The sequence below is a fragment of the Bradyrhizobium sp. 14AA genome (assembly GCF_054185205.1).
The window spans coordinates 202,558-216,864 of sequence record NZ_JAVAYM010000005.1; the positions used below are offsets into that span (position 1 = coordinate 202,558).

Annotated in this window: 13 protein-coding genes; 2 read left to right on the forward strand and 11 right to left on the reverse strand. The window is 65.5% G+C overall.

Annotated elements, in window-relative coordinates:
- Position 1: 1 nt before the first annotated feature.
- The 6 genes from RAD15_RS12610 to RAD15_RS12635 are packed head-to-tail and all read right to left on the reverse strand — an operon-like array spanning position 2 to position 6,368.
- Positions 2-763, reverse strand: coding sequence for an SDR family NAD(P)-dependent oxidoreductase (locus tag RAD15_RS12610; RefSeq protein WP_458177776.1), 762 nt, complete (start codon positions 761-763; stop codon positions 2-4).
- Positions 760-1,608, reverse strand: coding sequence for a sugar phosphate isomerase/epimerase family protein (locus RAD15_RS12615; RefSeq protein WP_458177778.1), 849 nt, complete (start codon positions 1,606-1,608; stop codon positions 760-762). Before RAD15_RS12615 ends, RAD15_RS12610 begins: the two co-directional genes overlap by 4 nt.
- A complete protein-coding gene (locus tag RAD15_RS12620; RefSeq protein ID WP_458177780.1) occupies positions 1,605-2,369 on the reverse strand; it encodes an SDR family oxidoreductase in 765 nt (254 codons plus the stop codon). The genes RAD15_RS12615 and RAD15_RS12620 overlap by 4 nt, the downstream gene beginning before the upstream one ends.
- The gene (locus RAD15_RS12625; protein WP_458177782.1) at positions 2,362-3,051 is read right to left on the reverse strand and encodes an acylneuraminate cytidylyltransferase family protein; all 690 of its coding nucleotides are present in this window, start codon (positions 3,049-3,051) and stop codon (positions 2,362-2,364) included. The genes RAD15_RS12620 and RAD15_RS12625 overlap by 8 nt, the downstream gene beginning before the upstream one ends.
- Positions 3,051-4,970, reverse strand: coding sequence for an N-acetylneuraminate synthase family protein (locus RAD15_RS12630; protein WP_458177784.1), 1,920 nt, complete (start codon positions 4,968-4,970; stop codon positions 3,051-3,053). The genes RAD15_RS12625 and RAD15_RS12630 overlap by 1 nt, the downstream gene beginning before the upstream one ends.
- Positions 4,971-4,991: 21 nt before the next feature.
- Positions 4,992-6,368: a GHMP family kinase ATP-binding protein gene (locus RAD15_RS12635; RefSeq protein WP_458177786.1), complete on the reverse strand. Its 1,377-nt coding sequence runs from the start codon at positions 6,366-6,368 to the stop codon at positions 4,992-4,994.
- Positions 6,369-6,923: 555 nt separating this feature from the next.
- Here RAD15_RS12635 and RAD15_RS12640 point away from each other — a divergent pair.
- On the forward strand, positions 6,924-7,319 hold the full coding sequence (locus RAD15_RS12640) for a hypothetical protein (RefSeq protein ID WP_458177788.1): 396 nt from the start codon (positions 6,924-6,926) through the stop codon (positions 7,317-7,319).
- Between the two features lie 135 nt (positions 7,320-7,454).
- On the opposite strand, the gene RAD15_RS12645 is transcribed toward RAD15_RS12640, so the two are convergent.
- On the reverse strand, positions 7,455-8,678 hold the full coding sequence (locus RAD15_RS12645) for a phenylacetate--CoA ligase family protein (protein ID WP_458177790.1): 1,224 nt from the start codon (positions 8,676-8,678) through the stop codon (positions 7,455-7,457).
- A gap of 86 nt (positions 8,679-8,764) precedes the next feature.
- Here RAD15_RS12645 and RAD15_RS12650 point away from each other — a divergent pair, with 86 nt between their 5' ends.
- The gene (locus RAD15_RS12650) at positions 8,765-9,916 is read left to right on the forward strand and encodes an AGE family epimerase/isomerase (protein ID WP_458177792.1); all 1,152 of its coding nucleotides are present in this window, start codon (positions 8,765-8,767) and stop codon (positions 9,914-9,916) included.
- Between the two features lie 18 nt (positions 9,917-9,934).
- Here RAD15_RS12650 and RAD15_RS12655 read toward each other — a convergent pair whose 3' ends face one another.
- From RAD15_RS12655 to RAD15_RS12670, 4 genes are all read right to left on the reverse strand, one after another.
- On the reverse strand, positions 9,935-10,774 hold the full coding sequence (locus tag RAD15_RS12655; protein WP_458177794.1) for an ABC transporter ATP-binding protein: 840 nt from the start codon (positions 10,772-10,774) through the stop codon (positions 9,935-9,937).
- Between the two features lie 144 nt (positions 10,775-10,918).
- Complete coding sequence (locus RAD15_RS12660) at positions 10,919-12,202, reverse strand: ABC transporter substrate-binding protein (RefSeq protein ID WP_458177796.1); 1,284 nt, start codon at positions 12,200-12,202, stop codon at positions 10,919-10,921.
- Between the two features lie 44 nt (positions 12,203-12,246).
- Positions 12,247-13,320, reverse strand: a complete 1,074-nt coding sequence (locus tag RAD15_RS12665) for a branched-chain amino acid ABC transporter permease (RefSeq protein WP_458177798.1) — start codon at positions 13,318-13,320, stop codon at positions 12,247-12,249.
- 3 nt (positions 13,321-13,323) lie between these two features.
- The gene (locus RAD15_RS12670; RefSeq protein ID WP_458177800.1) at positions 13,324-14,217 is read right to left on the reverse strand and encodes a branched-chain amino acid ABC transporter permease; all 894 of its coding nucleotides are present in this window, start codon (positions 14,215-14,217) and stop codon (positions 13,324-13,326) included.
- Between the last annotated feature and the right edge of the window lie 90 nt (positions 14,218-14,307).

Consider the following 14,307-nt stretch of genomic DNA (forward strand, 5'->3'; position numbering starts at 1 on the left):
TTCAGCTTCTGAGCTGGCCGCCGTCGGCCACCATCACGCTGCCGGTGACGAAGGCGGCGCGCGGCGAAGCCAGGAAGGCGACGACGTCGGCCATCTCCTCGGGCGTGCCGAGCCGGCGCAGCGCCACCTCGCGCTGGAGCATGTCGTCGACGGACTGCCTGTTTTCGGCGATCTTGCGCGCCCAGGTGCCGTCCGCGCTCAGGATGTTCCCGGGGGCGACCGCATTGATGCGGATGCCCTCCAGCGCCAGCGGACGTGCGAGACCGCGCACCGTCGCATTCAGGGCAGCCTTGGCACCGTAATAGGTCACGGGCGCGCCGAGCGCCGCCATGCCGGCGATCGAAGAGATGCAGACGATGGCCCGGTCGCCGCTACCGCTCGCCATCAGCGGCCGGGCGGCCTCGATCATGTTGGTCGCGGCGAACAGATTGAGGTCGATCACCCGCGACCATTCCGCCGCGGTCTCCTTGCCGGGCGGCACGGAGGCGCCGCTGCCGACATTGCAGACCAGGATATCGAGCCGGCCCCATTGCTTCTCGACATCCTCGATCAGCGCCTTCGCCGCGGCTGGATCGGTGACGTCGGCGACATGGACCGAAGTGTTGCCGCCGATCGTCGCGCGCGCAGCGTTGAGCGCCTCGGCGCCGCGCGCGGCGAGCGCAACTCTTGCGCCTTCTGCGGCGAGCGTCGCCGCGATCGCAAGCCCGATCCCGCGGCTGGCGCCGGTGACGAGAGCGACGCGATCGTTCAGCTCGAGCTTCATCGCGCGGCGTCCTCGATCCAGCGGACCGTCATGTCGCGATATTTCGCCAGCGCGCCGGCATGGTCGCCGTCGGCGGCGCGCGCGGTTTGCAGGACGTATTGGCCCTTGTAGCCGGATCGCTCGATCAGCCGGATCGTCTTGGCAAGGTCGGCATCGCCGGTGCCGAGCGGGACGGTGGTGCCGCCGCGAATGCGGTCCTTCACGTGCACGTTGAGAATGCGCGGCGCATAGGCGCCGATCTCCTCGTCGCTGTCGTAGCCGAGCGCGGCGCTGTTGCCGCTGTCATAGTTGATGCCGAACATTTCGGCCGGAAAGGCCTCCATGAATCGGGCGAGCTCGCTCGGCGGCAGATCGGATTCAAAGACGATCCTGACGTTTCGAGGTGCAAGCTGCTCGGAGCGAGCGAGCAGCACGCGCTTCAGCGTGTCGCTCTCGCTCTCGCGCTCGATCTTGCCGTTGTCGACCAGCGGGATCACGACAAATTCGATGCCGATGCGGCTGCAGGCGGCGATCAGGAGATCGAGGTCGGCGACGAGCGCGTCGCGCACGACGGCATCGACCTTCCAGAACGGTGCCTGCATGAAGCAGTCGCCGGTCAGGCTCGGGATACGCACGCCGTTCTCGCGCGACAGCGCCAGAATCTCCTGTTGTCCCGGCTCCGTCGTCAACGGGTTCTCGCGCAGCCGTTCCTGATCGATGGTCCATTCCATCCGTGTCAGGCCGAGCTCTTTCGCGCGCGGGAATTCTTGCCGCCACTCATCCCAGGGGAAGGCCTGGATCTTGCCGTCGACCAGGGCCGACAGCCGTCCTTGCATGAAGCCGATGCGTTGCAGCGTTGCGGTCACGATTTGCTATCCGAACTGATGGCGAGCCCCTTGGCGATCCAGCCGCCGTCGACGAAGATCTCCTGACCGGTCACATAGGCGGAGGCTTCCGACGCCAGGAAAACGGCGGCTCCCACCATGTCGGCGGGTTGTCCCCAGCGGCCGAGCATGGTGTGGCGGCGCCTCGCCTCGTGCATGACGGGATCGGCATAACTCGTCGCGGTCATCTCGGTCGCGACATAGCCCGGCGCAAGCGCGTTGACGCGGATGCCGTCGGGCGCATAGTCGACGGCGAGCGCGCGCGTCAGGCCGGCAAGACCGGCCTTCGCCGCCACGTAGCCCGGATTGCCCGGAAAGCCGCGGACCGAATTGATGCTGGTGACGTTGACGATCGCGGCCGAGCCTGCGTTCTTCAGAAGCGGATGGGCGGCAAGGACGGTGGCGTAGACGCCGGTGAGGTCGGTCGCGACCGTGGCGCGGAAGCGCGCAAGCTCGCTGTCGCAACTTTGGGCTGGAAGGCTGATGCCGGCGGCATTGACCAGCACGTCGAGGCGGCCGTCCTGGGCTGCCACGGTGCGGAATGCGCTCTCGATTGCGGCGTCATCGGAGAGATCGCAGGCAATCGCGGTCACGCCCTGCGGCGCCGTCCCGGAACGGCTGAGGCCGAACACCTTGGCACCTGCGTCCTGCAGGCCCGACGCTATCGCAGCGCCAATGCCGCGCGAGGCGCCGGTGACGACCGCGATCTTGCCGGCGAGGGAGAAGGCGCTGAGGTCAGGCATAGCCGTAACTGCGCATGATGGCGGCGCACAGCCTGACGTCCTCGGGACGGTCGATCTGGAACATCTTGTGACGTTCCATCACGTGAAAGCCGATCTTGCCGCCGAGACGGTTGTTGTGCTCGCGCAGGAGTGATGGGATCAGGACGTAGAACGAGCCGTTCTCGAGGTAGCGCTTCTCGATCTGCTGCCGCATGCGGCGGTTGCGATAGTCGTAGTTGATCGGCTCCGGTCCGCTCGCGCCGATACGCCAGTTGAAATAATCTTCGACCTCGCAAACCGACAGCAGGCTGTCGAGATGGTCCTGATCGAAGGTCGCAAGCGCGTTTTCGATGTCGCCGGGCTCGCGGATCGGCGATGTAGCCTGGAGCGCGACGATGCGCTCGAACCGTCCCATCCGCTCGTCGGTCGCATTGAGTGCGTGCAGCCAGGCGGATTCGGAGGACGCGAGGTCGCCGGAAATGTCGTCCGGGCGCCGCACGCCGACCGCGCCAGCGGCTTCGGCCGCGGCGAGGATCTGATCGCTGTCGGAAGACACGGCCACCACATCGACGCCGCGGGCGGCGCGTGCCTGTTCGACCGTCCAGGCGATCAGCGGTTTGCCGCAGAGATCGAGCAGGTTCTTGTGGGGGATGCCCTTCGAGCCGCCGCGTGCGGCGATCACGGCCAGCGTCTTGCGCGCCATCAGATATGTCCCTCGAGACGCTCGAGCGCGATCCAGAAGCCTTCGCCCATGTTCTTGTGGCCCTGCCATATCTCGGGAATGAACGATGCCGTCGGCGCGTGCTTGCGCAGCACCCGTCCGACTTCGTCGAAATCGATCTCGCCTTCGCCGATCTGGAGGCCTTCGCCGTCGAGACCCTGGGCGTCGCCGAAATGCAAATGCGCGGTGTGCGGGCCGAGCAGGGCAAGACCTTGCACGAAGTCGAAGCCGAAATGATTGGCGGCGAGTTTCGTGTGCGAGATGTCCACGCACATGCGCAGGTCATGCTCTGCGCAAAAAGCCGCCGACTCGTCCGGAAAGATGAAGATATTCTGGTGGCGCTGGCCGCCGAAATGCCAGGGGAACGGCGCCATGGTCTGTGGCGTCAGCTCGACGCCCTCCATGTCGAGCTCCTTCAGGCTCTGCGCGAAGATGCGATAGCGCTCGGCCTTCGCCTCCGGCGGCAGCGGCTCGTCCATGGTGAAGCCGCCGATATTGGCGACGATGGGCGGTCGCGTGGTCTTGGGGAAGAATTTCTTCAGGCCGCGGGTGATGTCGATCACCGCCTGCGTCTGCTCGAGCGAATAGCGCCGCAGCGCCTCGTCGGGAGTTGCGAGGTCCATCAGCTTGGAGCCGGCAAACAGCTCCGGCGCATGTACCACGAAGCCGAGATCATAGGTGCCGGAGAGGTAGGCCGCCGGATCACGCTCCATGTCGCTGTAGCTGAGATGGAACTCCATGATGTCGGGCTTGCAGATTTCCAGGAAGCGCTCGGTGTCGTGATAGCGCACCGGCACGCCCCAGGGACGGTCGAAGCGATAGCGCCGCGCTCTTGTGGTGCCTTCGTCGAGGTCGCTCTGGAAGAAATAGTCGTCGGCCGCCATCGTCCGCGTCAGCTTGCGGCCGAGCAGCGCCGGCATCCTCAGCGGCGACAGGCCCTGTCCCGGGCTCTTCACCGCGATGTCGCTTTCGGAGATCACGGTGCCGGCCGAAAGGTCGCGTGCGGCCACCAGGCTCTTGGCGAGGGTTTCGCGGTTGATCAACTCGCCCTGGCTCAGTGCGCGCTTGGCCAGTCTTTCGCCACGTGCGGCCTCCACCTCGCGGATGCCCGAGACAAGCGTCTTGAATTCCTCGGGCACCAGACTCGCGGCGTGGTCCGGACCCTCCATCTCGCGGTCGAGCGTGATGTGGCGTTCGATGACGACGGCGCCGAGCGCCACCGCGGCCGTCGAAACCGCAACGCCGCGCTCGTGTCCGGAATAGCCGACGAGCGGATGAATCTCGCGCAGCGTTTCCATGAAACGAAGATGGATGTTGTGCAGCGCGGCCGGATAGGTGCTTTGGCAGTGCAGGAGCACGTAGCTCGCATCGCGTCCGTCGAGAAATTTTGCCACGGTCTTGATCTCGTCCGTCGTGCTCATGCCCGTCGAGACGATCAGCGTCTTGCCGGTGGCCGCAAGGCAGGCGAGCAGCGGCAGGTTGGTGAGGTCGGCCGAGGCAACCTTGTAGGCTTGCACGCCGAAACCTTCGAGCACGGCGACGCTTTTCGCGTCCCAGGGCGTGCACAGATACTGGATGCCCTGCGCTGCGCAGTACTCGGCGATCTTCTTTTGCTGCGCAGTCGGGAGCTCGAAGCGCCGCAGGAGATCGAGCGTGTATTCGACGGCAAGGTCGTCGTCCTTGCCGGACAGGCTCGACGCACGGTAGACCTCGTCGAGCTTGCGCATCTGGAACTTGGCGCAATCGGCTCCGGCTGCGACCGCGGCGTCGACCAGCGCGATGGCGCGGTCGAAGTCGCCATTGTGGTTGTTGCCGATTTCGGCGATCACGTAGCAGGGCTCGCCATCGCCAAGGAGGCGGTTGCCGATGCGGACTGAATCGATCTGTTTTGGCGATGTCATCAACATTCTCGTATTGCTGCGTCAGGCAAATCGCGCGGGAAAACGCGACTTCCACGTCCGCAGGCCGTTCTCTTCAAACATGATGCGCGAACAGCTGTGTCCCTGCTGTTCCAGCGCGGCGATGAGCTGGTAGCGCTCGAACGGGCGCACGAAGAACAGGAAGTAGCCGCCGCCCCCGGCACCCAGCAGCTTGCCGCCGACCGCGCCATGCTTTTTCGCAAAATCGTAGACCGCATCGATTGCATCCGACGAGATCTTCGAGCTCAGCTTCCGTTTGGCGTGCCAGGCCTCGTCGATCAGCCGGCCGCATTCCAGCAGCTGGCCACGCAGGAGATGCCGCCTTATGTCGCGCGTCACCTCTTTCTGCTTGGCGGCGGCGGCGACGGCGTCGCTGGTCTCGTGCTGTGCTTTCTGGTCGCGGTGGATGGCGCCGGAATCGCGGCCCGAGCCGGTGTAGCAGAGCACCAGGCTCTCCTCGAGCTCGGCGATGATGTTCGGATCGAGGCGAAGCGGCACGATGGTGTTCTGGTCGGAGAAGAACTCCATGTGATTGAAGCCGCCGAACACGGTGGCGTACTGGTCCTGCCAGCCGCCGGGGATGTTGAGCATCAGCCGCTCGGCCTGGAACGCCATCTCCGCGATCTCGTGGCGGTCCCACTGATCGCTGCGGAATTCGTTGAAGCAGCCGATGATGGCGGACGAAACCACCGCCGAGCCGCCGAGGCCCGAACCAACCGGGAAGTCGGCCGACACCTCGAGCTCGAAGCCGTAAGTCGGCTTGATCAGGCGCACGACCGACTTGATCAGCGCGAGATCTCCGTCCGTTCCAAGTTCTGCAAGATTGCCGGCCTCGACGGTGCGGCGGAAATCGTGCGAATAGATCCGGATGCTGGGATCGCGCCGGCGCCGCAGGGTCGCGTGAGCGTACATCTTGATCGTGGCGTTGATGACCGCGCCGCCGTCATTCGCCACGAAATAGTGCGTCAGGTCGGTGCCGCCGCCGGAGAAGCTGATCCGCACCGGCGAGCGGGCGCGCGCGAACACCTCGCTCTCTTCCGACAAGTTGAACAGCTCGCGGCTGAACACGTCGACCAGGCGTCCCTCGCCGTCGAGGATCGGCACCACGTGCACACGCTGGTCGAGCAGCTTGAGGATCTGCTCGCGTGGCCCGCCGGACCGCGCCCAGACGAAGTTGCGATTGATGCAGGTTGCAACGCGGTCCTGGATCGTCGTGCCGGCCAGCATGCGCCTGCGGATGTCGCCGTCCGTCACCGCGCCGACGATTCGGCCGCTCGCGTCCTGCGCGAACAGGATACCGAGCATGTTCGCATTCAGGCGCCGGAAGGCTTCCTCAATGGTTTCGGTCTCGGCGATGGTGACGAGGGTTCGTTCAAGCACGGTTTTGGGGTCCAGGAAAGGCCAATTCCAGGCCATATCGTAGTAGGGTTGGTAATACGGGAGCGGCAGGGGCGATGCAAGGTTCCCGGGCCTGGGGGCATCGCGCCAAAATGGCTGCTGTCAAGCGTTTCGGCCGGGCCAGAGCGGATCTACATCGGCCGTGGTTTCGACAGCCGGAAGCAACTCGGGATTGTCATCACCGAGTAACCCGATCCGCGCCATGCGGGCGATCAAATATCGCGAGGACATTCTGTCCGTCGGCGCCGTGCGGGCGTCAGGCCGAATGTCTCGAGGGCACGTTCGACGCCCGCTTCACGGCGCCGCAATGCGAAGACGATCGGCTCTATAGTTGCCTGATCGACGCCGCCGCGATCTCGACGAGCAGCCGACGGTCAAGGCCGCACCGGAGGCGCTGCACACCTAATTTCTGGTCGGGTCAGGCCGGGCGCGACAATTTGACGGGCGAATCGACCAGCCGTCCCGCCTGATTTTGGCGGCGTTCATGTCGCATTCAGCCCCGTCCAACGATCGTTCGTCTGCGCAGGAGAAACGAAGATGCTGCTGACCACGATTGCAACGATCCTTGCCCTTTACGCGGCCCCAGCGCCGCAGGCCGACGGCTCCGTCGGTGTGATCGAGGTACAGTATGGTGGCGTGCCAAGGTATCCGCCGCCCTGTGGACGAGGCTGGGACATCAGCGCTCGGGACGGCATGTGCTATCCGGGCGGCTACCTGCCTCCCCAAGAGCAGTCGGCGCGGCGATATCGGCCCCGATACGTCCAGCCGGAATACTACGGTGAGCCTGAGGGCTATCGTCATTACGGGGGCAGATATCCGGTGCCCTGTGGTGACGGCGCTGACATCGATTATCGCGACGGCCGCTGCTACCCGACCGGGACGGTGCCGCGCCAATTCCAGAACCGCTCGGATGACTTTTACCGCAGGTATTGAGGCGTGATCATTTCGGGCGAGCTCTAGCGTAGCAGCTCGTCCCGGAGTGCCGGCCGGCCCTGATCAGCGACGGCTTATTGATCATCTTCATGGGAGACCTCGCGGTCCGTTTCAGCCGCCGCCCGGTCCTTGCCGTCACCGCTCGTCCGCGATCACCTTGCCGTCGTTCGGCAGCGCGCCGGGGCTGACCAGCTCGACGCTTCCGCCGAGTTTCGTCACGGCGCGCAAGGTGCCTGCGATCTCCTCGCGCAACGCCTCGCTCGCAGCGGCGGTTTCCGCCTTCAGGGTCATTGCATCGCTCTCGCCCTCGCGCGTGACGACGAGGCGTAGTCTTCCGAGCGCGGAATGGCGCTTGGCGACCTCGGCGATCTGCTCGGGGCGGACGAACATGCCCTTGACCTTGGTGGTCTGGTCGGCGCGGCCCATCCAGCCCCTGATGCGCATATTGGTGCGTCCGCAACGGCTAGGGCCGGGCAGCGCCGCGGTGAGGTCGCCGAGCGCGAGGCGGATCCAGGGATGGTGCGCATCGAGCGAGGTGACGACGATCTCGCCGACGTCGCCCGGCGCAACGGGATCGCCGGTGCCGGGCTTGACGATCTCCATGATCAGGTCCTCGTTCACGACCATGCCCTCGCGCGCTTCGGTCTCGAAGGCGACGAGGCCGAGATCGGCGGTGCCGAAGGCCTGGTAGGCATCGATGCCGCGCGCCTTGATCTCGGCCTGAAGCGAGGGCGGGAAGGCCGCGCCCGAGACCAGCGCGCGCTTGATCGAGGAAACGTCGCGCCCCGCGCTTGCGGCGGCATCGAGCAAGATCTTCAGGAAGTCGGGCGTGCCGCTGTAGCCGACCGGCCGGTAAGCCTCGATCAGCTCGAACTGCTGCTCGGTGTTGCCGGGACCTGCGGGGATCACGGCGCAGCCGAGCGCGCGCGCCGACGCATCGAAGATGAAGCCGCCGGGGGTAAGGTGGTAGCTGAAGGTATTGAGCACGATGTCATTGGGGCGGAATCCGGCGGCGAACAGCGCCCGTGCGCCGCGCCAGGGATCGGCCTGCCGTCCCTCCGGTTCGAAGATCGGGCCAGGGGAGGTGAAGAGGCGCGCAAACGAGCCCGGGGCCGCCGCCACGAAGCCACCAAAGGGCTGGGAGGCCTTGTGAAGGGCCGGCAGTTCCGACTTGCGCAACACCGGCAGGCGCGCCAGCGCCGCCCTGGAGGTCACGGCGGTCGGATCGACGTCTCTCAGCCGATCGGCATAAGCGGGCGCGGTCATCGCGCTGGCCAGCACGCCCGGCAGGCGGGAGAACAGATCGGCCTCGCGCGCGGCTTGCTCGCGCGTCTCGAGGGCATCGTAATGGGCGGTCATGGCTGATCTTTCCGGGTTGGCATCCGTTGCGCCCCGCCGCTGGCGTGGGTATCAGACGGCCATTGGTGAGGCCTAGAGAGGACGCGATGGCGGACGAAGGAATCGTTGCGGCGGACGAGGCGGCGGACGTCGTCGCGCGCCTGAAGGGCCGCATGATCGACGAGGCGCTGCCGCTGTGGTCGACCGTCGGCTGGGATCATGCCACCGGCGGTTTCATCGACCGGCTGCACGCCGACGGCACCGCTGACGCGGCCGCGCCGCGGCGCGTGTTCGTGCAGGCCCGCCAGATCTATTGCTACGCGAAGGCCGCACAGATGGGCTGGTACCCGGAGGGGCGCGCCATCGCGCTGAAGGGGCTGGAGCATCTGTTGGGCAAAGCCAAAGCGCCCGACGGCCGGCCCGGCTACGTGCACCGGCTGACGCCGGAGGGCACGGTGCTCGATGCACGGCGCGATGCCTACGACCACGCCTTCATCCTGTTCGCGCTCGCGACCGTCTATGCGCTCGACCAGGACGCGCAGGTTCGCGCCGAGATCGACGCGCTGCTCGCCTTTCTCGACGGCCATCTGCGTTCGCCGCATGGCGGCGTCCATGAATGCCTGCCGGTGTCGCTGCCGCGCCGGCAGAATCCGCACATGCATCTGTTCGAGGCGATGATCGCGTGTTTCGACGCGACCCACGATTTGTCGTTCCAGAACCGCGCCGGCGAGTTCTTCGCGCTGTTCCTCGCCAATCTCTACGACAAGCGGAAACACGTGTTGTCGGAGTATTTCGAGGAGGACTGGTCGAAGATCGAGCCGGTCAGCGTCGAGCCCGGCCATCAGGCGGAATGGGTCTGGCTGCTGAAGGGGTTCGAACGCATCACGGGCTGCCCGACCGGGCAGCGGCGCGCCGAACTCCTGGCGACCGCGGTGCGTTATCGCGACGCGGCCACGGGGTGCCTGATCGACGAGGGCGACGACGCCGGCAACATCCGCCGCAGCACGCGCCGGCTGTGGCCGCAGACCGAGATCGCGAAGGCGTGGATCGCGCAGGCCGAGTCCGGCGAGGCGGGCGCTGCGGACGAGGCGCGTGCGGCGCTGGTGCGGCTCGAACGGCACTATCTCAGCCATCCCGTGAGGGGCGGCTGGTACGATCAGTTCGACCGCGACGGCAAATCGCTGATCGACACCATCCCTGCGTCGTCGTTCTATCATGTTCTCTGCGCAGTCACGGAAGCGGAGCAGGTGCTGGGCTAGGCTCGAAAGCGTTGCGGGTCACAGCCAGCGCTTGCGCCGCTTGAAGCTCTTGAGGTTCTTGAAGCTCTTGCGCTGGTCGCCGGCGCCGCCGAGGTAGAACTCCTTGACGTCCTCGTTGTCGCGCAATTCGTCCGCGGTGCCGTCGAGCACGACCTTGCCCTGCTCCATGATGTAGCCGTGGCTCGCCACCGACAGCGCGGCGCGCGCGTTCTGCTCGACCAGCAGGATGGTGACGCCGAGATCGCGGTTGATCTTCTGGATGATCGAGAACACCTCTTTCACCAGCAGCGGCGACAGGCCCATCGAGGGCTCGTCCATCAGGATCATCTTCGGACGCGCCATCAGCGCGCGGCCGATCGCGAGCATCTGCTGCTCGCCACCGGAGAGATAGCCGGCAAGGCCGGTGCGCTCCTTCAGGCGCGGGAAATAGTTGAAGACCATGTCGAGGTCGGCCTCGACCTCGCGGTCCCTGCGCGTGAAGGCGCCGAGCCTGAGGTTTTCCAGCGAGGTCATGTCGGCGACGATGCGCCGGCCCTCCATCACCTGGAAGATGCCGCGGCGGACGATCTTGTCGGGATCGATGCCGGCGATCGCGGAGCCCTCGAACAGGATCTCGCCGCGCGTGACCTCGCCGTCCTCGGTCTTGAGCAGCCCCGAGATCGCCTTCAGCGTCGTCGACTTGCCGGCGCCATTGGCGCCGAGCAGCGCCACGATCGCGCCCTTGGGCACGTCGAGGCTGAGGCCGCGCAGCACCAGGATGACGTCGTCATAGACGACCTCGATGTTGCGCACGGCAAGGAGGGGGGGCGCTGCGACAGCAGTGGGAGTTGAACGGGTTGGTTCAATGGTTTGGGACATGGGTCTTCATTCTCCGCTGTCGTCACCCGCGTAGGCGGGTGACCCAGTATTCCAGAGACGCCCGACGTTCCCCGAGAGGCCGCGGCGTACTGGATCCCCCGCCTTCGCGGGGGATGACATTTGTGCGTGAGGTGAGCGCTGGGCTTACCACCCCAGCAGTTCCGGCTTGCGCGGCAGCTCGACGGTCTTGACCTTCTCGAGCTTGACCGTGCCCTTGGCCATGAGGTCGTTGAGGTCGCCGTCGGTCGCGCCCGAAACCTTGGTGCGGTAGAGGTCGACCTTCAGCGTGCCGCGGTGGTCCTTGTCGGTCCAGGTCGAGGGATTGCAGACGCCCTCCATTCCGGCCGGCACCCAGTCCTTCTTCTGATAGAAGCCCTTGGCAACGTTGTCGCCGGCGGCGCCGCCGTTCTTGGCGGCCCAGTCGAGCGCTTCCTTCATGTAGAGCGACGAGCAGACGGCGGCGATGTAGTGCACCGGGCGATAGACCTTGCCGGTGGGGTCGGACATCTTCGAGATTTCCATCAGCGTCTTCATGCCGGGCGCATCGCCGCCCCAGCTCACCGCGGTGCGCAGCGGGAAGATCACACCATTGGCGGCATCGCCCGCGGTCTTGGCGGCGTTCTCATCCATGCCCCAGACATTGCCCATGAACTGGATCTCGACGCCTGCGGTCTTGCAGGCCTTCATCACCGAGATGTTCGAGGCCGCGGTGTTGCCGAGATAGGCGTAGTTGGCGCCCGAGGATTTCAGGCTCAGGCACTGCGCGCTGTAGTCACCCGGCGTCAGCGCGAACACCAGCGGCGGCAGCACCTCGAAGCCGAGCTCCTGCGCCATGGCCTCGCCGGCGGCCTTCGGCGCGTTCGGATAGGGATGGTTGGCGCCCATGTGCACGAATTTCGGCTTGCCGGACTTGCCCTTGGCCTTCCAGTCCTCGGCCGCCCATATCAGCATCGCGCGCAACGAGTCCGAATAGCTCGGGCCGTAGAAGAAATTGTAGGGAGCGGGCTTGGCCTTGCCGCTGACGCCTTCGGGATCGGTGAGGGCGGCGGCGTAGGAGCCCGACATGTCCGGAATCTTGTCCTGGGCGAGGAAGCCGGTCAGCGCCTCGGTGTCCGCGGTGCCCCAGCCCATGATCGCCGCGACCTTGGTGTCGGGCGCCGACCACTTCTTGTAGAGCGCGATCGCGCGCGGCACCTGGTAGCCGTAATCGTTGGTGTCGACGTTGACCTGCTTGCCGCCGACGCCGCCATTCTTGTTGACCCAGGCGAAGGTGTCGGCGACGGCCTGGCCGTAGGGCGTGCCGACGTCCGACGTGCCGCCGGAATAATCAGCGAGATGGCCGATCGCGATCTGCGCCTGCGCGCCAGCCGAGAATGCGGCGATCGCGAGCGCAAGCGAAGCGGTGCTCAAAAGGGATTTTGTCTTCATTGGTTGCCTCCTCCTGTTTATTCGTTGGTTAGATTTGCCCGCGCTCAATGCGAGAACGGGTAGAGTTTCCAGTAGGCCTTGATCTGCCGCCAGCGATGCGCGAGCCCGTCGGGCTCGAACATCAGGAACGCGATGATGATGAGCCCGATGGCGATCTCGCGCAGGAAGGTGATGTTGGTGTTGAGCGAGAGCGCCTTGTCGATCGCGCCGCCCTTCAGGTACAGGCTGATGAATTCCATCGTTTCAGGCAGCAGCACCACGAAGGCGGTGCCCATCAGCGTGCCCATGATCGAGCCGGTGCCGCCGATGATGATCATGGCCAGGAACAGGATCGAGCGCTCGATGCCGAAGCCTTCCTGGGAGACCACGAGCTGGTAATGCGCATAGAGCGCGCCGGCGATGCCGGCGAAGAAGGCGGCGAGGCCGAACGACAGCGTGCGGTATTTCGTGAGGTTGATGCCCATGATTTCCGCGGAGAGATAATGGTCGCGGATCGCCACCAGCGCGCGGCCGTCGCGCGTGCGCATCAGGTTGGTGACGAGGATGTAGCTCGCGAGCACATAGGCCAGAACGACGTAGAAATACTGCCTGTCGCCGCGCAGCGTGTAGCCGAAGATCGAGAACGGCTCGGCGCTCGCCGGCACCGACCCGCCGGAGAACCATTCGGCGCGGGAGAAGAAGTCGAGCAGGATGTATTGCGCGGCGAGCGTCGCGATGACGAGGTAGAGCCCCTTCAAGCGCGCTGCCGGGATACCGAAGATCAGTCCGACCATCGCGGTGACGACGCCCGCAAGCGGGATCGCGAAGAATACCGGGATCGGCGCGTTGTTGGAGATGTAGGCCGAGGTGAAGGCGCCGAGCAGGAAGAAGGCGGCATGGCCGATCGATATCTGGCCGGTGAAACCGACCAGGATGTTCAGCCCGAGCGCTGCGATCGAGAAGATGCCGATCTGGATCAGGATGCTGAGCCAGTAGCCGCCGAGGAATTGCGGCACGAGACAGAGCGCGAGCACGCCGGCAATCGCAAAGTTGCGGCTGGTCGTGGTCGGGAAGATCGTGGTGTCGGCCGCGTAGGAGGTGCGGAAATCACCAGCAGGGATGAGGGCGGGGCCGGCCATGGGTCAGATCCGTTCGATGTCGTGGGTGCCGAACAGGCCGTAGGGCTTGATCATCAGCACGATGATGAGGACGTAGAACGGCGCGATCTCGTAGAGATTGCCCCAGTGCAGGTACTCGCTGTCGACGTATTGCGCGACGTTCTCGAGCAGGCCGATGATGATGCCGCCGAGCACGGCGCCGCCGACCGAATCGAGCCCGCCAAGGATCGCCGCCGGAAACACCTTGATGCCGTAGGCGGCGAGGCCGGAGGACACGCCGTTGACGACTGCGACGACGACACCGGCGACGGCCGATACCGTCGCCGAGATCGCCCAGGCCATCGCGAACACGCTCTTGACGGAAATGCCGAGCGACTGCGCGACCTGCTGGTTGAAGGCGGTGGCGCGCATCGCAAGACCGTACTTCGAGGCGCGGAAGAACCAGGCCATGCCGATCATCATGGCGACCGAGACCACGAGGCTCATGACATAGACGGTCTGGATCTGGAGGCCGAACAGGCTGAGGGATTGGCTCTCGAACACGCGCGGGAACGGCTGCGGATTGACGCCGAACATCCATTTCAGCGTCGCTTGCAGCACGGTGGAGAGGCCGATCGTCACCATGATCACCGAGATGATGGGCTCGCCGATCATCGGCCGCAGGATCAGGACCTGGACCGCGATGCCGAACACGAACATGAACACCAGCGTCATCGGCATGCCGATCCAGAACGGCACCTGGTATTTCGCCAGCAAGGCCCAGCACACCCAGGCGCCGACCAGCAGCAATTCGCCTTGCGCAAAATTGACGACCTGCGTCGCCTTGTAGATCAGCACGAACGACATCGCGACCACGCCATAGAGCGTGCCGACCACGAGGCCGTTGACCAGGAGCTGGATGAGGAAGGCGGTGTTCATGTCGATGTCCGCGCAAACTGCAGAAGCGATGACGGGGCACCCTCTGCCCTTGTGGGAGAGGGTGGCTTCGCGAAGCGAAGCCGGGTGAGG

Bases quoted from the DNA above. Each gene is read 5' to 3' on its own strand.
- RAD15_RS12610 (WP_458177776.1), bottom strand. From the start codon at position 763: ATGAAGCTCGAGCTGAACGATCGCGTCGCTCTCGTCACCGGCGCCAGC.
- RAD15_RS12620 (WP_458177780.1), bottom strand. From the start codon at position 2,369: ATGCCTGACCTCAGCGCCTTCTCCCTCGCCGGCAAGATCGCGGTCGTC.
- RAD15_RS12625 (WP_458177782.1), bottom strand. From the start codon at position 3,051: ATGGCGCGCAAGACGCTGGCCGTGATCGCCGCACGCGGCGGCTCGAAG.
- RAD15_RS12630 (WP_458177784.1), bottom strand. From the start codon at position 4,970: ATGACATCGCCAAAACAGATCGATTCAGTCCGCATCGGCAACCGCCTC.
- RAD15_RS12640 (WP_458177788.1), top strand. From the start codon at position 6,924: ATGCTGCTGACCACGATTGCAACGATCCTTGCCCTTTACGCGGCCCCA.
- RAD15_RS12645 (WP_458177790.1), bottom strand. From the start codon at position 8,678: ATGACCGCCCATTACGATGCCCTCGAGACGCGCGAGCAAGCCGCGCGC.
- RAD15_RS12650 (WP_458177792.1), top strand. From the start codon at position 8,765: ATGGCGGACGAAGGAATCGTTGCGGCGGACGAGGCGGCGGACGTCGTC.
- RAD15_RS12655 (WP_458177794.1), bottom strand. From the start codon at position 10,774: ATGTCCCAAACCATTGAACCAACCCGTTCAACTCCCACTGCTGTCGCA.
- RAD15_RS12660 (WP_458177796.1), bottom strand. From the start codon at position 12,202: ATGAAGACAAAATCCCTTTTGAGCACCGCTTCGCTTGCGCTCGCGATC.
- RAD15_RS12665 (WP_458177798.1), bottom strand. From the start codon at position 13,320: ATGGCCGGCCCCGCCCTCATCCCTGCTGGTGATTTCCGCACCTCCTAC.
- RAD15_RS12670 (WP_458177800.1), bottom strand. From the start codon at position 14,217: ATGAACACCGCCTTCCTCATCCAGCTCCTGGTCAACGGCCTCGTGGTC.